A 24003-nucleotide genomic window follows, 5' to 3' on the forward strand; every position below is an offset into this window, starting at 1 on the left:
CTCTACAAAATAAACTGATAACCCCCATTTATGTTAAGTATTTCAGTTCTTCGGCAAAGTCAGAGTAGGGGAGAATAATCAGCTTCCAGCAGAATCAAAAGCCAAATCGTGGCCTTTAATTTTTGACATCTCCTACCAAAGAAAATTTTACTGCTTTTAAGCCCTGTAAAACTTATCTAATGTTTAGCCTCAAGCCATATTTTATGGAAGTGAGGATGCAAGAGTTATTGATTTCTAGAGTGGCGGTTTTTGAAGATTTGGTAATAGCAAATTACCATAAAAGTGAATAATATGTCAATGCAAAATATCAAAAGCACATTTTAATCGTAAAAAAAAGCAATTTTAAACGAAATTTTATTAAAAATTATTGTGATAAAAAAACTTGAATTAATGAGCTTAGCATACATATCTATACTGTAAATGAATGTTAATTTCGATCTAACCTCGCTTAATGCAACCAATTATAATTAGATTTTGATAAAGAGTTTACTTTAGACGTATGCATTACAGGAGCATCAGATGAATGAAAATCGGAGTAAATTATAAAATTCTAAGAAAAACCAGTAATATTTTAACATTGTATAGATATTACCTACCCCTTGATTGGCATTTATTATGCTGTTTAATTTGCACATATAACTAAAAAATAGCAAACAAAACCAACTTATACCATGAATTCACTTCTATATTTAAATTGTTCATTCCTACTTTAATCCATTGCCAAGCTTTCGGAAATACTGAATAAATACCACTCTGATCATTACTAACAATACATTACTTTAAAAATTTTAATACTTAAATATTCACATATTCATACTTTGGATTTTATTCAAAGATGAATACAATTTATATCACATGAAAATCAAATCATTTCCCTTAAACAACTATCAGTCGTTGTTGTGGGTAGTATGTATGTTGATAGCAATTAATTTAAATGCTCAAACCACTACTACCTACGAAGCAGAAGATAATTACGAGGTAATCACTGATTTTGAAGGCGAGATTGCTTTAGTTTACATAGGTGCATTTAGTAATGAAAAAGGGGTAAACATTTACAATACGGGCGACCGAATTGGTATAGATGTCACTGCAGCAAGTGCTGGAGACTACATTATTAAAGTACAAGTACGTTCAGGTAACTCCAATGGCAATACCACATTTTGGCCAGATGCTTATGAGTTTGCGCTAGATGACACCACCAATATCATCGCCCTGACAGGAGATACAACAACCGTAGTAGCAATTACTGAGTTAGGAGGAGGAGCAGTTGGTATCATGGAATCAGAAGAACTTAGTTTAACTGCTGGCACCCATCGTGTTTTTATTAAAATGTTAGGGGGCTGGGGAGCTGTTGACTATGTAAGTATTACTGGACCAGTTAATAATAATCAATCACCAGTAGCTGATGCAGGAGTAGATCAAACTATTACATTGCCTACAAGTAGTGTAACATTGAATGGCTCTGGGAGTGATCCAGATGGAGAAAGTGTTACATACAACTGGAGTCAATTAAGTGGACCCAACACAGCCAGTTTTAGTAGTACAACGATAGTTAATCCGACAGTAAGTGGACTTATTGAAGGAAGTTATCAATTCCAATTAGCTGTAACAGATCAGAGTGCTGCAATTACTTACGATACCTTGGCAGTTACAGTAAATCCAGCAGCAGTTACAAGTACTGAAGTTCTCTATGAAGCAGAAGATAATTACGAGGTAATCACTGATTTTGAAGGCGAGATTGCTTTAGTTTACATAGGTGCATTTAGTAATGAAAAAGGGGTAAACATTTACAATACGGGCGACCGAATTGGTATAGATGTCACTGCAGCAAGTGCTGGAGACTACATTATTAAAGTACAAGTACGTTCAGGTAACTCCAATGGCAATACCACATTTTGGCCAGATGCTTATGAGTTTGCGCTAGATGACACCACCAATATCATCGCCCTGACAGGAGATACAACAACCGTAGTAGCAATTACTGAGTTAGGAGGAGGAGCAGTTGGTATCATGGAATCAGAAGAACTTAGTTTAACTGCTGGCACCCATCGTGTTTTTATTAAAATGTTAGGGGGCTGGGGAGCTGTTGACTATGTAAGTATTACTGGACCAGTTAATAATAATCAATCACCAGTAGCTGATGCAGGAGTAGATCAAACTATTACATTGCCTACAAGTAGTGTAACATTGAATGGCTCTGGGAGTGATCCAGATGGAGAAAGTGTTACATACAACTGGAGTCAATTAAGTGGACCCAACACAGCCAGTTTTAGTAGTACAACGATAGTTAATCCGACAGTAAGTGGACTTATTGAAGGAAGTTATCAATTCCAATTAGCTGTAACAGATCAGAGTGCTGCAATTACTTACGATACCTTGGCAGTTACAGTAAATCCAGCAGCAGTTACAAGTACTGAAGTTCTCTATGAAGCAGAAGATAATTATGAGGTAATCACTGATTTTGAAGGTGAGATTGGATTAGTTTACATAGGTGCATTTAGCAATGAAAAAGGGGTTAACCTTTACAATACGGGCGACCGAATTGGCATAGATGTTACTGCAGCAAGTGCTGGAGATTATATTATCAAAGCACATGTACGTTCAGGTAACTCCAATGGTAACACCACATTTTGGCCAGATGCTTATGAGTTTGCACTAGATGACACTACTAATATCATCACCCTGGCAGGAGATACAACAACAGTTGTAGCAATTACTGAGTTAGGAGGAGGAGCAGTTGGTGTTATGGAATCAGAAGAACTTAGTTTAACTGCTGGCACTCATCGTGTTTTTATTAAAATGTTAGGAGGTTGGGGAGCTGTTGACTATGTAAGTATTACAGGTCCAATCGGTAATGAAAATACAGAAACTAGAGAATTATATGCGCAAAGTAGTGGAGATTGGTCAGAAATTACTTGGTCTTATGTAGCAGAACCATCAAGCAGTGAAGATTATGCTACCTCACCACCAACAGCTGAGGATGATGTCTATATAAATGGAGTATTAGTAAGTATCGCAAATAATGATGGGCTATGTAAAAACTTGATTATTTCTGATAAAGATGGAAATGTGGGAATTCTTCAGGTTAATGGAAAGAAGTTAACTGTTCATGGAGAAGTTCAACTTAAAAATAATACAGTTGAAGGAAGTACAATCACTGTAGTATCCGCTGGAGAAATTTCAATTGAATAAAGGGGACTTGTTCTCTAAATAACAAAGTATAAACTAAGTAATTTTTCTATCAAACAGACAACATCCATATTATTATTAATAGGGTTGCTCTTGCTATGTTTTTACAGTTGGGCTCAAGACTCAACAGTAGAAACAGAACAAGCTAAAAACAAACTGAGCGATTCAGAAAGTACACCTAAATTTTATTTTGGTGGAAGTTTTGGATACACTTCAGGGGAATCTAGCCAATTAGTTATTTCTCCTGAGATTGGCTACCAAATACTTCCTTATTGGCAACTAGGTTTAGGTTTGTCTTTGGCGCAAAATGAGGTAGAAGGTAACAATACTTATAATTATGGAGGCAGGTTGTTTTCAAGATTACAACCTAAAGAAAAACTACCTTTTTTACAGGTAGAATACACTGTTTCCTACTTGAATGATAGCCTTGAAAATACTGGAAAACCACAATCTAGTGGTTTAATTGGCTTAGGATATCCTATACCAATTGGTAAAAAAGTAAAGCTAAATTTGATTGCTTTAAAGAATATCACTTCTGGAGAGATCAATTTTAAAGATGATTGGTCATTAAGAGCGGGAATAATTAGTCCAGTTTCATTTGGTAAGTCATCGATGCGTAATTTGTTTTCTTGGAAAAGCGATACTGCTCGTTTTTCAAATAAACCATTTAAAGAACGTATTACATTAGGAGGTACAATGAATTTTTCAATGCCTTCTCAAATGGGAGGTAGTAATAAAATCTTGACCAATACCTCAGATACAGCTAGTACTAGCTTGCAAGAGATGAGTTTATCAGTTTCTCCGACAATCATGTATGAAGCACTCAGAGGTTTTTATGTAGGTACAGGTCCTAGTATTCAATACAACCAGCAAACAGGTGATAAGGATACAGATCTCAATCTAGGTTTTAAAGGATTCATCAGGTACAAATCTATTCCAATATTGCCCTATCTACAGTTTGAATATGCAGGTATCAGCAGTAGTATTGACAGTACTAATTCAAAAAAATGGAATGCTGGGTTGCTATTTGGAGGAGGTTATAACTTGAAGGTAGGTAGTATGGGTAGTATCGATATCAGTATGATGCGACAATTGAACTGGAAAAATACAGCTTTACAAGCTAGCCCTTGGGCTTTAAGATTAGGGTTCAATGCTCAGTTAGGAAGCGGCGGGACTGGAGGTATTTCATCTATTCAAGATTTATCACAAATACTTACTGCTTCTCTTCAAAAAGTGCTTAAAAAAGTAAATTTTGAAGGGAGTCTGTCTGTCTCTACAGGAGATCCAGCAAAGGTTTCTTTTACTCCGACACTGAATATTCCAATAGATTCGGTGTATAGTTTAGGAATTGGGTTAATTTATCAATTTGAACAAGATAGCTTGGATATGGCTCACCGAAATAATGAACAATATGGAGGTAAGTTGTATTTTAGATATCAACCAAAACCATTGCTGCCTTATGCTCAAATAGAGTATAATGGTATTCATGTACCTACAGATTTAGCAGTACCCGGTGATGTTACAGTAAGCAAATCTTATTGGGAACATGCCTTACTATTAGGCACAGGTTATCAATTTAGCATATCAAAAAAAGCCAGTTTTGGACTTACTGTACTTCGTAATTTGACCTATCAGGGTAAAACAGCGACTTATAATAGTCCATGGGTAGTGCAAACTACTTTTAGTTCGAAACTAGCAAAACCTGAATATAAGATCAGGTCAGGTAAAACAATGCCAGATAAAAAGCAAGAGACCAACTATCTGATAGGAGATATTTTTAAGCTAGAAGGAACCATGAGTATCTCACTTGCAAGTCCTTCAGTAGTAGATTTATCTCCTCAGTTAACTTACTATTTAAAAGATTGGTGGACTATAGGAGCAGGTCCAGTATTTCACTATCAATACGATAAAGACAATGATAACTCTCAAACCATATATGGAGCAAGAATGACGAGTAAATTATTAATGGGAAAAGGTTACCCTTATGGACAAGTTGAGCTAGAAAGTTTAAAAGGCCAAAGCCAAGAAACTGTCCCAAGAGAGTGGCATACTGCTTTTTTAGCTGGAGTAGGGGTAAACTTTCCAATAGGGAAAAAATCAACATTAAATATAGCTGCCTTAAGAGATATAACCTGGCAGGCCAACCAATCTTTAAGGAATGACCCTTGGGTGATTCGAATGGGATTGGGGATTTGAATGATATGATCTTACTATCATATTATAATATAAAAAAATAAATGGATAAAGCTTAATTAAGTTGTTTAAAGTTCAATTATGAAAATTTTTATAAAAAATAAACATCTAATATTATTTAGCTTACTGAGCTATTTATTCATCTTACGAGTTAATGCACAGGATGAAATAGGGAATGTTGAGGAAGGTGTAGATTATATTGAGCAACCAAGAATTATACCTCCATCTCCAGAAGCTTCAGCTTTAGGACAGTATGGAAAAACTCCAGTGAGTTATCGGACAGGAACACCTAATATATCAATTCCATTATATAATGTAACTTCAGGACAGTTTACTTTGCCAATAAATATTAGTTACCATTCATCAATTAAATTGAATGATATAGCAAGTTGGATTGGATTAGGCTGGACACTTAATGCAGGTGGAGTTATTTCTAGGCAAGTTAATGTACTTCCTGATGAAGGAGATGATGGCATTTTAGAACTTGGAATCCCTGATGAAACAGAAATAGAGGATAGTTATTGGAATAGGTTTGCAAAATCTATGAACTTGAGAGATCTAGCAAGTCAAGATATAGAACCAGACAATTTTACATTTAATTTTAATGGATATTCTGGTCAGTTTGTATTAGATGAAACTGGTAACCCAATATTAACCCCTTTTCAAGATCTGAAATTTGAATTTGTAGATCAATCATATTTCCAAGTTACAGATGTTGATGGGAATGTGTATATATTTCAAGATGAGGGAGTTTCTAATTATTATGGCACATATTCAACAAATGATGGAAGTTATGTGCCTGATTATAAATTTACGGCTACCACAAGCTGGTATTTATCAGAAATTATACCTTTCAATAAATCAAAAGAGCATTCTATTAAATTTTCATATACTCGACAAGGAGCAGCTATTCAAAGAAGTTATAGCTATTCTTTTTCTGTGTATGGAGGATGTGTTAGTGCTGATCAACCTGTGTGTGATGAAATACAATCAAATACTACTAATAGGACTTATAACTCAAGTGATGAGTTATTCCTTACGGAAATATTATTTCCTAATGGACGAATAGAATTTTCATCAAGTAGTCGTACAGATCGATTAGATGCAGATAAACTTGATATGATAATGGTGTATAGAGAAAGTGAAACCTCACCCATCAAAACTTTTACATTTGAACATGATTATTTTTATTCTGAGGAAGGGTACAATCCATATGCTTATGAACAGGATGAATACAGGTTACGCTTAGAGAAGGTCTTAGAACAGGATGCTAATGATGACGAAATAAAAATTTATCAAATGGAGTATAATGAAAAATTATTACCTCCTAGGAAAAATTGTGGAATAGATATTTGGGGATATTATAATGGAGAGTATGAAAATGAAACATTGTTGTATACAGATAAAGAAAGCAAAAGTAATCAATCTGTAATTAGCCCATTTCACAAGGAATATACTCTAACTACTGCTGATAGAACTGTCGATACAACATCTTTAAAAGCATGTATATTAGAAAAAATATATTATCCTACTGGAGGATATACTAATTTTGAATTCGAGCCAAATAGATATTCTACTTCATCTATAAAGGAATCAACGAATTCAGAAAGTGCATTTAAAAGTAGTGATGATGATAATTCTTCAGAAGAATATTCAGAAAACATATTTACTATACCAGAAGAAGCCGAAAATATTGAGTTATATATAATTTTACCTCTACATAATGATATAGATAATCCATATGCCATTTTCACAAATATTACTCAAAATTATACTGATAAATTTACAGCAACCACAGAGGATGAGCTTATACAAACCATCACTAATATAGCTGATCCAGGGGATGAAATACAATTAAATGCCTATATTAATTATGATGCTGATAAAGAATCAACAGTACAAATTACCCTAAGATGGACAGAAGATGAAACAATAATAGAAGAAAAATTTGGCCCTGGATTACGAATCAGAAAAATTGAAGATTTTGACAAGAATGGTAAAAGTATAAATAGTAAACTTTATAAGTATGGAGAAGGAGAAGATGGTTTAGGTAAATTTGGATATTTTACATATAAGCTCGATGAAAATGCATATACAAAAAAATGTAATTCTTATCAAATTGTTAATGGTGAATGGGAGTATCATTTTGCATATTATGCATATAATCTTTCGGATAAACCAATACAATTATTAACTGATTTTGGATATACTGAAGTAACAGAATATGAAAAAAATAAAACAGGAGAAAATGGAAAAATAACTTACTATTTTGAATATGAAATGGATGATTATGTAGATGATGTAAATATTAATAATTATCCTGTAGGAAAAAGACTTATTGATAAATCGTGGAAGAGATGGAATCAAGCTGGTGTGGATATCTATAAAAAAGAATTAGGCGACTATGTAATGGTAAAGAGTAAAAGAAATCAATATGAAATGTTTCGTGAAGATAGTTATAATGGTTTTTATGTAGGATATATCCCTCCAGGCAGCCCTAACACTTTTACAACAGACAATTTTCCACCAATTGATATATATTTTTACTACTTTAATTACCCTATAGAATCAGGAATTAAAAAACTAACCCAAAGCATAGAAACCTCTTATGATGATTATGGGAATTCTATCTCATCAACTACATATTTTGAATATGGATGGATTGAAGATGAAAATACACCTTCTACTGTTATTACTTCAACTGAAAGTATCAACAGTAAAGGGGAAACAATAAAAAAAGAGATGAAATATCCCCAAGATTTTTTAAGTGAAGATGTTTATAGCGAAATGGTAGAAGAAAAACATATTTATTCTCCTGTTATTGAGCAAACAGTAACTCTTGAATCAGAACATGTTAAATCCCAAAAAACAAATTATGCTCTTTGGGCTAATGATATATTAGCTCCATTATCAGTTGAAACAAAGTTTGGTAATGAAATAGATTATCAAACCAAATTACTGTTTAATGCTTATGATAGTTATGGCAATATATTAAGTGTTTCTAAACACAATGATATATCGACATCCTATATTTGGAGATATAATAAAACCTTACCCATAGCAAAAGTTGTAGGTGCAGAATATTCAGTAGAGGAAAACACTGAAATTGAGGCAATCTCTCATTCAGCAAGTATAACAGAAAGTACTAATGATATTGAAGAACTTTTTGGTAATGGGACTTTTATAATCAATGAAACTCAAACCATATCTATTAATATTACAATGTCAGATATAGGAAGTCCGGGAAATACAGAAAGTGATAATGTTTTTATTTTGTACATTGAAGGTCCAACTGATGCTAGTAGATCTTATGGATTAACAGCAGGGTCTAGTGCAACCACAAGTACTCCTTGGGAGATAGAACTTAGTGCTGGAACTTATGATTTTAACTATGAAGCTAGTTTAGTTGATGGTTCAGAATTAGAAATTAGTTTGGAAAGTTCTTCTGAAAAAGTAACGGAATATTGTACAATTTTTCATACCAGTTTTGAAGAAGAAAGTAATGCTACAGAGGATTATGCTAAAACAGGGAATAAGAGCTATCTAGGTTCTTATGAAGTACCATTGCCAACTACAGAAGGAGATTATATTTTAAGTTACTGGTCAAAAACAAATTCAGGTAATTGGGAACATAATGAAGAAGAAATAATAGTTACATCTACTAATTTTGATACTAAAAGTATAGGAGGATCAAATATATATATAGATGAAGTAAGACTATACCCATCAGATGCTTTTATGACCACCTACACTTATGATCCATTAATCGGTATGACCTCAGCCACAGACCCGAATGGAAAAACTACCTACTACCAATATGATGATTTCGGTAGGTTAAAACAAATAGAAGACAAAGATAATAATGTCTTACAAAGATATGAATATCACTATGCCTCTGAAGAAGAATAAAAAATATTTCAAGATATCTAACGGGTAAATCCAACTAAAAAGATGACTAAACTAACTTCAAAAAGGAAGCAATTCTTTTCCTTACTGCTATATCTATGTTTGATTTTTTATAATTCAACAGCAGTAGGGCAAACAATAAATGCCATATCTCCTTCAAGTCTTGAAGGATGTGGTGACACACAGACCTATTATTTTTATGAAGATACAGATAAAACTGATGGCGATTATACCCTCAGTTTATCTTGGGCTGTAGTACCAGTCAGTGCCGGAACAATTAGTGGCTCTGGATTAAGTGTTACAGTTACATGGGATTCAGATTATGAAGGAGATGCTAGCTTAGTAGCTTATTACACATATGTCTATAATGGGGGAAATGCAGGAGATGAAGGAGAAGGTGAGGGAGAATCAGGCGGAAATATCGATGGAACAGCAACCAGTACCTATACATCTCAAACGGATCCAGGAGATATATCTGCAGGAAATAGTACATTGGCCTATAATTCGAGTACAACACTTACAGTCACAAATGCCTCAAGTGCTGTTATAATTCAACAAAAAACAACTAGTGGTTGGAGTGATTTAACCTCCACTACTTCCAATAATGTGACAACAGCTACATCAAGCAGCTTAACTCAAGATACTCAATTTAGAAGCGTATTAACCAATGCATGTGGTACCTTTTACAGCGATCAAATTACAGTTACTGTTTATCCAGAATTTGATGCTGGAACTATTCAGGCCTCTTCGACTTCAGTTTGTAATGGAGTAACTAGTATTGATATAATTGGCTCACCTGCTACTGGTGGAAATGGTACAATATCCTATGATTGGTGGGTGTATAATGGAACTAGTTGGGATATATATACTGGAGATGGAGAAGATGTTGAAGAAATAGACTATGAATTGGAAGATATTACATTTGGGAATTACCAAAAAATAAGACGAAGAGCATGGTCTCAACTTGGAGAAACTAATAAATATTCAAATGAAATAGATTTAACTGCTATAGAAGTAGGAGAGGCTTTAGCAGCAGGTAGCATTAGTGCAGAAACTTCAATTTGTTCAGGAACTGCACCAGGAACACTTACGCTTCAAGGCACCAGTGGTGGAGGGGGTGGTTATACTTATGTTTGGATGTTTAGTACAGACGAAGGAGTGAATTGGAGTAGTCAAAGTGGTGGGACCACTTATAACTATTCTTCGACAATTTCAGAACCATTATATGTAAAAGTAAAAGTGACATCAGATTGCGGTTTTACTGAAAGCACAGATGAAATAGTCATTAATACGTACACAGAAAGTGCAGGGGATATCTCTGAGGCCAATTCAAAATTAGAAATTACACAAGGAGAAGCTATCAGCCTAACAGTAACTGGAAATACAGGTACTGTCACATACCAAAAATGTACATCTGGTTGTTCATCTACAAGTGATGTTGGATGGATGAGTACTAGTGCAACAATTAGTAACTTAACTGAAACCTCTAATTTCAGAACAAAACTAACAAGTAGTTGTGGTACATTCTATAGTGATCAAATAACAGTTACAGTATATGAGGCACTTGATCCAGGTAGTATTCAGACAACATCTTCAGTTTGTTATGGAGAAAGCAGTATTGATATAACCGGCACGCCAGCCACTGGAGGGAAAGGAACCATATCTTATCAGTGGGAGGTATATAATGGAACTAATTGGGATATATATACAGGAGATGGAGAGGATATAGATACAAATGTAGCTGAATTAGTAGATTTCCCATTTGAGAATTACCAAAAAATACAGCGAAGAGCATGGTCTCAACTTGGAGAGACTGAGGTTTATACTGATGAAATAGATTTAACTACTATAGTAGTAGGAGAGGATTTAGTACCAGGTACTATTAGTGCGATTTCCCCTGTTTGCTTAGGAACTGCACCAGGAACACTCTCGCTCCAAGGCACCAGTGGTGGTGGCGGTGGTTATTCCTATAATTGGATGTTTGGAACAGAAGAAGGAGAAACTATCAATTGGGAACAGGGAGAAGAATCTAAAAATGGAGCAAGCACTTATGAATATACATCAACGATTTTAGCTCCATTATATGTAAAAGTTTCAGTGGGCTCAGATTGTGGATTTACTGAAAGTACAACAGAAATACTAATTGATATATATAATGATACAGAAAGTGCTGGCACTGTATCATCCTCAGTACCTGAAAATATATGCTATGGTGAAAATATTACCTTAGTAGTTGAAGATAACACAGGAGAAATAACATGGGAACAATATGATTCTGATGATGATGAGTGGGATACCATAACAGGATCAACTATCACAAACTTAACTGAAACAACTATTTTTAGAGCTAAATTAGATACTTATACCTGTTCAGAGAAATATTCTGAAGAATTTACGATCAATGTCTATCCTGAGATAACAACACCTAGCTTAACAGCAAGTAATTCAACTGTTTGTCTAGGAAGTGAAGTTACCCTAACCGCAAGCTCATCGAATGCCAGTAGTTATTTATGGTATGAAGATGGGGATTTAATTGCAGAAACAACTAGTGGAGAATATACGATAACATCTATTTTATCAACTGCTTTATATTCAGTTACTGTAACAAATGATATTGAGTGTGAAAGCACTGAATCAGATATTACTATTACAGTACAAGATAATCAATATACACCTGAGACACCTACTTTAATATATAATCAAGCCAGTCAAGATTATACACTTGGCTTAAATAATGAAGCAAATGCAGAGTATGATTATTATTGGCAGTATTATAACCCTGAAAGTGAAGAAACGCCTGATTATGAAGATACATCTCATTCTGAGGGAACAAGAACTCTAACAGCACCTGGTTACTATTATGTAAGAGCCCGATCTAATACCACAGGTTGTTGGGGCCCTTTAAGCAAAGTAGTAGTTATTCATGATCACACCACACCAACTGCATATGATGCAACACAAACAGATTTTAATTATGTAAGAACGTTTACCTTTCAAACAGCGACTACTAAAAATACAAATATAGCTAGTATACTGGATGATGATGATGCACTTTATCAATATCAGCAACCAGATGAAATGATGGCAGCTACTCAATACTTGGATGGTTTAGGAAGACCAATCCAACAAGTAGCTCAAATGGCAGGCGTTGAGAAAAACGGAGTGATTCCTGATATTATTCAACCCATATTCTATGATGATTTTGGCAGAGAAAACACTACTTATTTACCTTATACAACAGATGGAGGAAGTACTGCAGGAGATATTCGCATGGATTCGTTTGCAGAACAAAAAGCTTTTTATAGTGATAACTCCAATCAGGTTGCTGATTCAGACTTTCCATTTTCATACACTGAGTATGAAAACTCTCCATTGAACAGAGTATTAAGACAAGCTGGCCCAGGAGAAAGTTGGGTACCGACATTAGGAACTACTTCTGGAGATCACTCTGTGAAATTCTCTTATCGTACAAACACAGATGTTGATGCAGTAAGGTTATGGGAAATAGGTACTGATCTTGATGAATTACCATTAAATGACAGTGAAACTTATGATTCCGGTGAGCTTTATGTAACAGAAACAGTAGATGAAGAAGATGGTAAAACCATAGAGTTTAAAAATAAAAGTGGACAAGTAGTTTTAATAAGAGTATATCTTGAAACAGATGAAAGTGGTGAAGAGGTATATTTAGATACTTATTATATCTATGATGATTTTGGCAATCTAAGGTTTGTATTACCTCCCAAAGCAGTTGAAGCAGTTACAGCTAACAGTTGGATAATAAGTACAGCAATTGCTGACGAATTATGTTTTAGTTATGCTTATGATGCTCGACAAAGAATGATTCAAAAACAAGTACCAGGTGCTAAACCTGTAGAAATGGTTTATGATCAATTAGATAGATTAGTCCTCTCTCGTGATGGTAATCAAAAAGAAAATGAAGAGTGGCTATTTACCATGTATGATAAATTTAGTAGACCAGCAGTTACTGGTATTTATTATAGTAGTGATAGCAGAAGTGATTTGCAGGATGAGGTTGATGAATTAGGAGTGAGCAATGTAGTAAGAGATGATAATGTAGTAGATGTATCCTCTGATCCATCTAAATTAGTGGTAACAACAGATGAGTATACACAAGATTTATATGCTTCTAAACAAATTACATTAACAGCACCCTTCAACTTTAAAGCAGGTGAAGATGGAGATACTTTTATCGCTCAAATAGTTGCACCTACTGCATCGGAAGTAGATGAACTAGGTTATACCAGCAGCAGTGGAGCTATTTTTCCATCAGAAAATTATGATGTACTCACCATTAGCTACTATGATGATTACAGTTTTACAGATCAATCTTTTGAATCTAAGACAGATAATATATTTACTGATGCAAATGTGCCTTTGAGTACAGCAGAAAAAGTAGGACATAGTAATACATCGAATGTAAAAGGGATGCTTACAGGTTCGGTAGTAAGGGTACTGGAAACAGACCAATGGTTAACTACAGTGAGTTTTTATGATGAGTGGGATAGGGTGATACAAACCGTAACTGATAACCAAGAAGGAGGTAAAGACAGGCTCAGTACTTATTATGATTTTGCAGGCAAATCAAGAGCTACTTATTTGGAACATACAAATCCTAATGGCGAAAACTATACAGAGATGACTATTCTTAACAGATATGAGATGGATCATGCTGGCAGGATCACTAAATCTGAACAAAAGATAAACGATGGTTTATGGGAGGTTTTATCTCAGAGTGAATATAATGAAATGAGTGAGTTAGCCACCAAAACCATGGCTCCAGAAAATGCTGATTTGATTCAATACATCGATTATAGTTATAACATCAGAGGTTGGTTAACAGGCATCAATGATGTAACTGATACAGACTTAGCAGATGAAAAACTTTTTGCGCAAAAACTTTATTACAATGATGCCAATACTGGTTATGAAGCTTATAATGGAAATATAGGAACCATAGAATGGAAAACTGGTGGTGATCAAGAAATTAGAGGATATGATTACAGTTATGATCAAATAAATCGCCTCGTTCAAGCTAATTATATCGCACCATCTGGTTCAGAAGAAAATTATTCGGTTGACTTGATAGATTATGATGCAAATGGTAATATTCTAAGTTTACAAAGAAATGGACCTCAGTATGATGAAAGTGATGGTAGCTTAACAGAATATGGATTAATTGATAACTTGACATATACCTATGAGCAAAGTGGTATCAGTAATAAATTAATGCAAGTCGATGATACAGATAGCTATTATCATGCAAAAAATGGAGATTTTAAAGATATCTCAGGTACAGATTATGACTATGACGATAACGGCAACCTTATTTTAGATAACAATAAAGGTATCACAAGTATTGAATATAATCATTTAAATCTACCAAAACATATTGTATTTGATACAGGAAATGAATTGTATTATAGTTATGATGCTGCAGGGATAAAATTGGAAAAAATAGCCGTAGGTACTGAAATTACCAGTAAAACCACCTATATTGGCGGCATGGTTTACGAGAATGATATCTTACAATTTATCCACACAGAAGAAGGCAGGGTGTTAACTGCTGAGGCACTGGATACAGATGCTACTCAGGATGAATTTGTGTATGAATATCATTATAAAGACCATTTGGGTAACTTAAGACTTTCTCTAAGAGGAGGAACAGAAATAACTTATACTGCTACATTGGAGTATGATAATGTAGAAACAGAATCAGCTTTATTTGAGAATATTACAGAAACTATAGATGCTACAAATGGAGGTTATAATAGTAGTAATGCTAGTTATTTAGTCTCTGGGGGGAGTAGCAACACAGTAGGTCCATTAAAAGTGATTCAGGTAAACAAAGGAGATAAAATATCTGCTTCAGCTTATGCTAGGTATGAGACCAGTGAAAGTTACAACCAGACAGTGTATGCATCAGGAGAATATTTGGCAAACTCAGGTGAACAAGTCGCAATAGGAAATAATCTGTTAGGACTCAACCCTGTAGGTTCAAGCAGTGGAGAAGATGACATACCTTATGCTTATTTAAGAATAGTGATTTATGATACAGAAGGAAACGAGCTAACAGAACAAGGTTATGTAACATTTGTAGAATCAGGCGAAACAAACTGGTTTACATTAAATGCACCATTTGGTAACCCAAGTGAAATTACGATAGAACAAGAAGGTACTGCAGTAATATATGTAGCCAATGAAAGTGATATAGATGTCTGGTTTGATGATGTAGAGGTCAATTATACTCCAGCCAGAATTGTGCAAGAAAATCACTATTATCCCTATGGGATGAACTTAGCTGGCATCGAGAAACAAGGTATACCTGATCATAAATACCAATACAATGGCAAAGAAAAACAGGAAGAGTTTGGGCTTAATTGGATGGACTATGGGGCTAGAATGTATGATGCTCAAATTGGAAGGTGGCATATGGTGGATCCGCTTTCTAATTTAGATTACAATCTAAATTCTTATAATTTTACTATGAACAATCCAATACTTTTAACAGATCCAACTGGGCTATCAACTCATGTAAAAATGAGAGAAGATGGCACATATCAAGTGGTGAAGGGTGGAGTTGCAAATGATAAAGATCTAAATATCTATGTCATTGTTTATGATGAAGATGGTAATGCATATAATACAGGTATCAGTATAGGAGAATCAATAACAAGTCATTCATTCTTTGATGAAAATGAAGAAGCTGTTGTTGATGCTGTGATAGACCTCAATTCAACTGAAGGGCAAGATTTCTTAGATGATGAAATTATTGAGCCTGATCTTAATTTAATTGAATATATGCCAAATGCGACTAGAAATAAACCACTAGACTTTAAAAGAAGAAACATTAATAAAAGACCTAAGGATAATACAGAGAAGCAATATATGTATAGAGGTAGTGTTAATGAGGATGGAAAAATAGGTTCAGCTAGAGATTTTGGAAATATTGCAGCGGGAATTGTTGCTTCTAGAAATGGATTAGCATGGGGTGTAAGTAGGTTGGGACTTGATGGACTAGAAACCTTTCAATCTAAAGAAAAACACTTTAGTAATAGACATGGTACATCTTATATGGCTTATTCCATTAAAACAGAGGCAACAGTAACCCAATTAGCTCAGAAGGAAGGATTTCGAATAGGTACAATACTAAGAGGTCAAGACACTATTAAAAGAGGAAGTAGACGGTAATATATAAATAAAGAATTATGAAGTTGATTATGCAATTGTTGAACACACGAGTATTTGAAAGAAGAAAACAATGTATTATATTGATTATCCTGTTTTCTCCTTTAATAGGATGCAATATAAATCAAAAGCCGAATCCAAATTTGATTCGTTTTTATTCTCCTGATACAACAAAGTGCTTAATTGTTAGAACTGAGGGAGATACAAGATATATTTACAATGGAGATGAAATCAAATACATTCTAGATACAAATTATGTAAAACTAGATATCAGTAAAATTGCGAAGCTTGGGCAATGTATTTATGTATGTTGGGATGATGAAGGTTATGATTGGCAAGCTATTGTAGATGGGGCTGAAATTATTGAGTCTAAGTTAGATACTAATAAGTTTAAAGTTAAGACACAATTACCATTAAATGAAAGAGGTACTCCTACTGAAATTAAATTTAGAGGTGAGAACTGTGCTATTTATAGTTATTATTCCAATAGTTTGTCACCTGATAATAATGGTGCCATTATAAAATAGCACTTGAGTTGACTAATGTAATCTATCATTACACAGCATGTACTCCCCCAATATCTATAGAGATATTGGGGGTTTTGTTATGTATAAGCTGATCTTGGTATCAATATGCTACTCATCTATATCATCAAGCAGTTCAGCTAACTCTTTATCTGAGATGCTTTCTTTGGCAGATTTATCGTAGAAGGAGAGTAAGACGGTTTCTTCTGTTATAACTATATGGGTAATTACTCTTGCTCCACCATATTTGCCTTTAGTGTTTCGAATACTTCAAGAGAGCATACTGCATTAATACATTGATAATCAAGTGTTTACAAAAAAACCATAATTTACATTATGTTAAGTTAATAGCGCTCTCCGATAATCTTTTAAGTACTTCTCCAAAGTATTTTACATTTTCTTATAACCAATAAACTTCACTGAAAATCAACTCACCTTACACATCTTTGAGTTTAAGTAGTAATCTTAGATTCTTAACCTCTTCTACTAGATTATTTAAATCTTTCAGTTTTGTATAACTCTTTTTAGTAATTATATCCTCTAAAATCTTATAATTTGACTTAAAAATCAATTGATTATTGTTTATTAATTCAATCTCAAATAGATACTCACCAATTTCATTTTTAACACTTTTCTTATAACCTTCAAAACTTATTAATTCGATTTCACACGGAAATTTTAATATTAACATACAAAAATCGGTGTAACTATAATCTAAATAATAATTTAATTTGGTATAATCCACATCACTTTCAACCTGACTGTGTTGTATTAACTCATCAAAAGTTACACTTACTATACTATCATTAAGAAAGGTAAGACTTTTTGTAAGTGTCCCTTTAGCATCTAAACTATATTTAAATGGCGAATTACTATTTAATTCTGCATCTAATAAAGTATCAATTTGTAATGATGTTTCATCGTCTTCAAACTCTGCTAATGCATCATAGAGATCATTCATTTCTTTGTTTTTCTCTAACAAACTAAAAAAGCTCCTTAAATCGGTGGATAGTCCACCTGAAACTGCAAAATTTGATTTAAATGAAGCTAACTTATTTTTTACATCTATGTCACAAAAAAAAACCTGTTTTATATAGTTGGCATTGGTATTCATTCCTGGTAAATTGACAACATCTATTGTAACTGAATCTACTTCAGCCATTTTTAAATCTGAACTAATAAATTTATCTCTCTTCCTTAGTTTCTCAGCTATAAAAGGCTGTACAATGACAGCTTCAACATTATACAAAGAAGTCGGTATTTCATCGATAAAATATTTATAATTCAGTTCGTGAGGATATAATAATCTTAAATTACCTTTACTATTTTTAAATGCAAAAAAGATATGATCGTACTCTCCTTGTCTAATATAAAATGGATCTATTTCTCCCAATCTTTTACTCCTGGCAAATACTGCAAAATATTCAATTTCTAAATCCTCTAATAATTGGCGATATAATCTTTTAATGCTTACTGGGTCAAAACGCTTTTGCTTAAGGAAGTATCCTGTAGATTTTATCAGTTCTTCCTCATTCATAGCTTCAATTTCTATATTATTGTAAATATCTTGAAGTAATAATTCTAATTTGTAATATTTAGTACTATCTTTTGCTTCACCAATTACTTTGTTTTTCCACTTTTTATAATAGGAAGACTTTTCCAAGTCTAGTAAAAAAGGTTGTGTAACAAAGTTAAACTCTTCATTATATATGTCTTTCCAAGTTCTAAACTCAGCATTTTCTTTATCTACTGAATAGTATAAATAGGGTAACTCACAGGGTAAACATGTATATTCAGACTCAGATACACCTTCTAGGTTTTCCATCTTAAATAAACAATATACTAGAGTATCATTTGCTACTACTTGAGGATTAGGAAAACCATTATAATCTTTAAATCTAATAGCAAGACCTGGATTTACTCTGATAGAAAACTCAGTGTTAAAACTCGGTACATTATCATATAAACTAACAAAATCTTTCAGCTCTCTCAATTTAAGAGTCTCACTATACTCATAAAAAGTCTCAATTGTATCACCAGGTTCTACTCCTGGTATTGGATAGTTAAATAACTCAAACTTTTCACCATCAAACTGATGATTTTTAACAATATCTAAATCCAATTCTAAAGTGGTGCCATCTGCTTTGAGTGTCTTTATGCTAAGCTGGTATATACGATCGGCTACATATTTACTTAAATTAAAAAAAGCATGTTTTTCAACACCAGTCTTATTATTAATTACAAGTTTATTCCTAACGAATGTTTTTTTACTAAACCCAAAAATTGATTGTGTATAAATTACATCAGTATATGAATATAACATATATGCATCTGATGAACTACAAAGATCGTTGAAGGTGGAATCTGATATATTACTATATGCAAATACATTACTATAAGATAGTAGCGTAAACAATAATATATTTTTCACACTATTTAGTTTTAAGAATGATTGGTTCATTTATTATTTTTTTGTATGATTCTAATGCTTCATTTATTATATCAATATTTGAATTCTCAACTATAAAATAATTTTGTATAAACTCATAGTTACATTCTATTATATAATCCGAAGGATTAGTGATTTTTAAATTAAAGAAAATTCCATCTTTAGAAAAAGAGTGCTCAATATCATCAAAGGGTTTAAATGGTATATCTAATTTAAGCTTTAGCTTTACCTTTTTATCCATTACACTTCCTAAATGAGTTCCAAGTACTACTGACTCTTTATTTTCACTTTCAATAATTCTAGGTAAAAAATCAATAAATAAAAAAAGGTTTTCTTTATCATTAAAACTCTTACTTTGAACAGATAAATCACCATCAACATCAACAGTATATTTGTTGTCTATTATTCTTAAACTAGAAACAAATTGATTTCCAAATATAGATTCATATAATTTTTCACCTATAGAGTTTATCTCGTTTTCACTTAAATCATCAATTTCTCTTCTCAAAAAATTACTTGTAATACCATTATAATTAACCTTAAATCTTCCTGCAATTAATGCTTGCTTAGAATCAACATTTAGTTCAATATCATAATTGATTTCATTTTCTTCCGGTTTTAAACAGTTTACTTTATAGAATTCTCCTCCCTCAGGGTTAATAATTAAGATTGATCTATTTTGTAAACTTTGGACGGGTGTATTGGGCAAATGTATTGGATCTGTCGGATCTAATACAATGAGTTGATCATTTATATAAGCTACACATACTTCATGATTAGCTGATCCCAATGAAGGAAAGTCACAGTCAGTTATATGATTGTATGTTGCAGCTAATGCTACATCACTCTTAATTCCTTTATAATTTAGTGCTTCTGATAGAAAGTTTGATAAATCCTTACAGTCTCCATGTTTATTAGTGAAAACTTCATTAGCATGCGATGGTATAAATGCTCCCATACCTACCTCTATAGCTACATACTTAAAATTAGTTTGAACATAATCGTATAATATTTCTAAAATTTTCATTGGATCAGAAACATTATCTGTTAGTTCATCTATTTTTTTTTGAGTTGATAAACTTAAACCTCTACTAGTTTTCACTTTGTTAAAGTACCAATCGTTCATATACTCCTTCTCCTTATCTATATAAGTAGCTGGTACCACTATCGTTCTCATGAGAGGTTCTTTAATATCTTTATAAATACCAAAATACATAAGAGGATCTGGTTTAATCTTAATTGGTACCACCTTAATATTCCATTTTTTTACTTTCAAATCTTTAAGGGAGTCTATAGATAAATAGTGAAGAGAATCTCTATACAAAATATTATATGCGAAATGAAATGATTCAGGAATGGTTAGATTATAGCTTAAAGTATCTGCATCATTATATGTAAAAAATGGGAGTGACGAAAAATACATTAATTCTGGACAGTTTACTTTATAGTCTATTTTAACCTGAACTTGTGGTGGAATAACTATTGACTTTACTTTTTTACTAGTTAAATAATCAATCTTAACATCATCATCACTGATAATCGGATTTTTATCTAGTTTAAACCGTTTACCCTTTTTAATAAAAACCTTTAAATCTGTTATTTCTTCAAGCTCACTATCATAAAATATAGGAAATGCAGTAACACTTTCATTCATTTCTAAAATAACACTAATATGCTTTGTATATGAAGTGTCTTTATTTATTTGGATTTCTTCAGATTTTGTATCAATAATAAAATCCTGTGCAACTAATTTTATTTGGATTAGGGGAAGAATTAAAAGAAGTAGTAATTTATAATAGAAGTTTTTCACTAGTTTAATTAGTTAATATAATCTGATTCTTACTATAAAAAAACGTATACAAATATAGTTAGTGTAACTATAGTAAGTTAAATCTGCATTATTTTAATACTAATTAAGAATTATTTTTATAAAATATATATTTTAAATCTTATCAGGATTGTCAAACATATGAATTTGCGATTCACAACCTTCCATTAATCACTTTTACAGCTAGTCCTAGCACTTGCTCAATATCATTAATAAAACTACTCTTTAAGTCAGGCCAATTCCAAAAGATGAAGCCCAAGTTTCCAAAACCCCAAGTTGGACAAAAGATGTATTTGGTAATCGAATTTTCTATGTTACAGTTTTGGCAAATAATTTTGTCTTGGTCTGTCTCATTTATCCATTCTTCCAACGCCTGCTGCCAGTTTGCGTCAATCACGTCTTCATTGCAATTTGGGCATCTTATTTCATCTAATCCATTGTTACCATTATGGAATACCTGCCTTGTTGTTCTTACTTCAAATCCATTAGTTAATAGATTTTTAAAACCATTATCATTTCCTAAGATGACTTCTTTGTAATTATCTCCAGGAGCATATCCATTTTTACCAAGCACACAATCAGTCAATTCTTTTTTTATAATTCCCTGTTGCACTAATCGACCAACAACTTTATTGGCAAGTTCTTTCGCTTGGATTTTTTCTGTTGCATCTGGAACGATGGATATGAATGATTCACTCATTGCTTATAACTTTGTCCATTTGTTAATCTGTCCTGCTCTTAAAGTCAGCAAAATATAAGTAAAAAACATATTCACTGGAATTGAAAAATGGTCTCCATCCATTACAAAAATCACAAAGCAGAATAAATTTATTAGTAACCAAAACCCAAAAAATACCTCCCAAAATATTGCTTTTCCATTATACTTTTCAGCTCTAATGAATATTCGTGTTGGTATTGTACTTTTTATCATTGTCAATCCTATGAATAAATTCAATGGTATCATAAAATAATAACAATGAAATCTGATTTATAATCGAAATCCCTATGCTATCCGCAAAAGGAGGATAATCACCACGACCTCTCCTAAAAATATGGTAAAAATGAGTCCCAGGAATTAAAACCAACCATATAACATTTGATAGAATAAAAATCAGCGTCTTATTAATGCTCATTATTTGAATCAAATCGGAGAATTTGCGAATCCGCTTTGCAATGAAAAAACCAAGAAGAACTAATGCTGAAACCGAAATTCCAGCTCCTAAATCCATAAAAGTAGTTTTATGTGTTCTTAGCTCGGCTTCACGCTCATAGTACTCTGTTTTTCCAATATCATATGAGCCTGAAATTAGTTCTTCAGCAGCTTCTTTGTCAGTATAATAACTCATTGTAAGTGAGAAGATGAGTAATCCAATCCCAAGCAATAAAATCAAGAATATTATCTTCCGTAATATGATTTTCATATTTCTATTCTATGTTTTGCTATTCGTTCACTCTGTTGTTCGTTAAGATACATAGTTTACACAAGTTATAAATTAGGGTTGTTGGAATTCGTTTTATATCCTATTGGTATATATTCTAGATTTTCTTATTCAAAAAATAACACCTATTTAATCACGAAAGAATGGTAAACAATTCCACACTCTCCTTTCTCCCTCTCAATTCATTTTTTCCTAATGATTTAATCTGACTATCAGAATTAAGATCTAATTTTTTTATCAAATCAGCTGAAATTAATAAATCGACCTTATAGTAGTTACAAAGTCCCTGAATTCGAGCGGTCGTGTTAAGCACATCCCCTGTGAAAATAATGTCTTTTTTTATTACTCCAATTTCTCCTGTGGTGACCTCTCCCAAGTGAAACCCTACTTTGAATGTCGGCACTAAGCCAAATTTTTTATGGTACTTTTCAGCTTGTTTTTTGAGGCTTTTTTTCATATCAGAATAACATTGTATGCAATTGTTACTTCGTATTCCGTTTTCCAACCTCCATGACACAATAATTTCATCTCCAACATACTGATATATTTCTCCTGAGTATTTAATTATAGATTCAGATAAATCAGAATAATATTCGCTAAGCATTTCGAAATACTTTACATGACCAAGCTGCTCTGCTATAGTGGTAGAAGATTTCATATCCAAAAACATAAATATTCTCTCTTCTATGGTTGGTCTATGATATTTTCCGGTAAAATAATTTTTCAAAATCCCTTGTCCGATATTTTCACTTATTTCAAAGTAGAAGAGGGATACCCCAAGTGTAAGAGCTGTATAAATTTCTACACTTAAATAGGCGAAATTGCTTAAAAATATGACCAACCTGTCCCAAACAAGTGGATCATGAAGAGTTGTCTGAAGCTCCAGAGCGGTACCAATTGAATAACCAATCACCGTGAAAGTGAAGTTCATCAAGATATATATTAGTATTTTGTATAATATCTTTTGCCCGAAACTTTTGTATATGAATTGATTATTTAAATATAGTATTTCAATAGTTCCTATAAATAGACCTACAGCAGCAAAGGACAAACTGAATAATAAGCTAATTTCAAACTCATATGGGATGCCTGTTGATGGATGGTAATTTAGTTCACCAAGTATTCCTTTCTCAATAAAAACATAGACCAAACCAAAAATAAACCAGATTAATCCAAAAGGAATGATTCGCGAAATGTTTCTTTGGGTTTTAGGTGATAGCATTTTTTGTATTAAAATATTGGGTTAGAAATTTTCTAACTAGTCAC

Annotated in this window: 10 protein-coding genes; 5 read left to right on the forward strand and 5 right to left on the reverse strand. The window is 32.9% G+C overall.

Annotated elements, in window-relative coordinates:
- Positions 1-855: 855 nt before the first annotated feature.
- The 5 genes from OQ292_RS23875 to OQ292_RS23895 all read left to right on the forward strand — a co-directional run bounded on the left by OQ292_RS23875 (position 856) and on the right by OQ292_RS23895 (position 17024).
- The gene (locus tag OQ292_RS23875; RefSeq protein WP_284686893.1) at positions 856-3192 is read left to right on the forward strand and encodes a PKD domain-containing protein; all 2337 of its coding nucleotides are present in this window, start codon (positions 856-858) and stop codon (positions 3190-3192) included.
- Positions 3193-3282: 90 nt separating this feature from the next.
- Positions 3283-5385: a hypothetical protein gene (locus tag OQ292_RS23880; protein ID WP_284686894.1), complete on the forward strand. Its 2103-nt coding sequence runs from the start codon at positions 3283-3285 to the stop codon at positions 5383-5385.
- Positions 5386-5463: 78 nt separating this feature from the next.
- The gene (locus OQ292_RS23885; RefSeq protein WP_284686895.1) at positions 5464-9291 is read left to right on the forward strand and encodes an RHS repeat domain-containing protein; all 3828 of its coding nucleotides are present in this window, start codon (positions 5464-5466) and stop codon (positions 9289-9291) included.
- 42 nt (positions 9292-9333) lie between these two features.
- Entirely contained in the window at positions 9334-16500 is a 7167-nt protein-coding gene (locus OQ292_RS23890) for a DUF8696 domain-containing protein (protein ID WP_284686896.1), read from the forward strand.
- A 140-nt stretch (positions 16501-16640) separates the two neighbouring features.
- Positions 16641-17024 carry a hypothetical protein gene (locus OQ292_RS23895; protein ID WP_284686897.1) on the forward strand — a complete coding sequence of 128 codons (384 nt, stop codon included), beginning with the start codon at positions 16641-16643 and terminating at the stop codon, positions 17022-17024.
- Positions 17025-17457: 433 nt separating this feature from the next.
- Here the strand turns inward: OQ292_RS23895 and OQ292_RS23900 are convergent, their stop codons facing one another.
- From OQ292_RS23900 to OQ292_RS23920, 5 genes are all read right to left on the reverse strand, one after another.
- Positions 17458-19452, reverse strand: coding sequence for a DUF3858 domain-containing protein (locus tag OQ292_RS23900; RefSeq protein WP_284686898.1), 1995 nt, complete (start codon positions 19450-19452; stop codon positions 17458-17460).
- Position 19453: 1 nt separating this feature from the next.
- Positions 19454-21280, reverse strand: a complete 1827-nt coding sequence (locus OQ292_RS23905) for a transglutaminase-like domain-containing protein (protein WP_284686899.1) — start codon at positions 21278-21280, stop codon at positions 19454-19456.
- A gap of 172 nt (positions 21281-21452) precedes the next feature.
- The gene (locus OQ292_RS23910) at positions 21453-21998 is read right to left on the reverse strand and encodes a hypothetical protein (protein ID WP_284686900.1); all 546 of its coding nucleotides are present in this window, start codon (positions 21996-21998) and stop codon (positions 21453-21455) included.
- Between the two features lie 193 nt (positions 21999-22191).
- Positions 22192-22719, reverse strand: coding sequence for a hypothetical protein (locus OQ292_RS23915; RefSeq protein ID WP_284686901.1), 528 nt, complete (start codon positions 22717-22719; stop codon positions 22192-22194).
- A gap of 151 nt (positions 22720-22870) precedes the next feature.
- Complete coding sequence (locus OQ292_RS23920; RefSeq protein ID WP_284686902.1) at positions 22871-23959, reverse strand: adenylate/guanylate cyclase domain-containing protein; 1089 nt, start codon at positions 23957-23959, stop codon at positions 22871-22873.
- Positions 23960-24003 lie beyond the last annotated feature (44 nt).

The organism is Chondrinema litorale, assembly GCF_026250525.1.
GTDB lineage: Bacteria > Bacteroidota > Bacteroidia > Cytophagales > Flammeovirgaceae > Chondrinema > Chondrinema litorale.

Coding starts and splice junctions, on each gene's coding strand:
- OQ292_RS23890 (WP_284686896.1), top strand. CDS start 9,334: ATGACTAAACTAACTTCAAAAAGGAAGCAATTCTTTTCCTTACTGCTA.
- OQ292_RS23910 (WP_284686900.1), bottom strand. CDS start 21,998: ATGAGTGAATCATTCATATCCATCGTTCCAGATGCAACAGAAAAAATC.
- OQ292_RS23915 (WP_284686901.1), bottom strand. CDS start 22,719: ATGAAAATCATATTACGGAAGATAATATTCTTGATTTTATTGCTTGGG.
- OQ292_RS23920 (WP_284686902.1), bottom strand. CDS start 23,959: ATGCTATCACCTAAAACCCAAAGAAACATTTCGCGAATCATTCCTTTT.
- OQ292_RS23885 (WP_284686895.1), top strand. CDS start 5,464: ATGAAAATTTTTATAAAAAATAAACATCTAATATTATTTAGCTTACTG.
- OQ292_RS23875 (WP_284686893.1), top strand. CDS start 856: ATGAAAATCAAATCATTTCCCTTAAACAACTATCAGTCGTTGTTGTGG.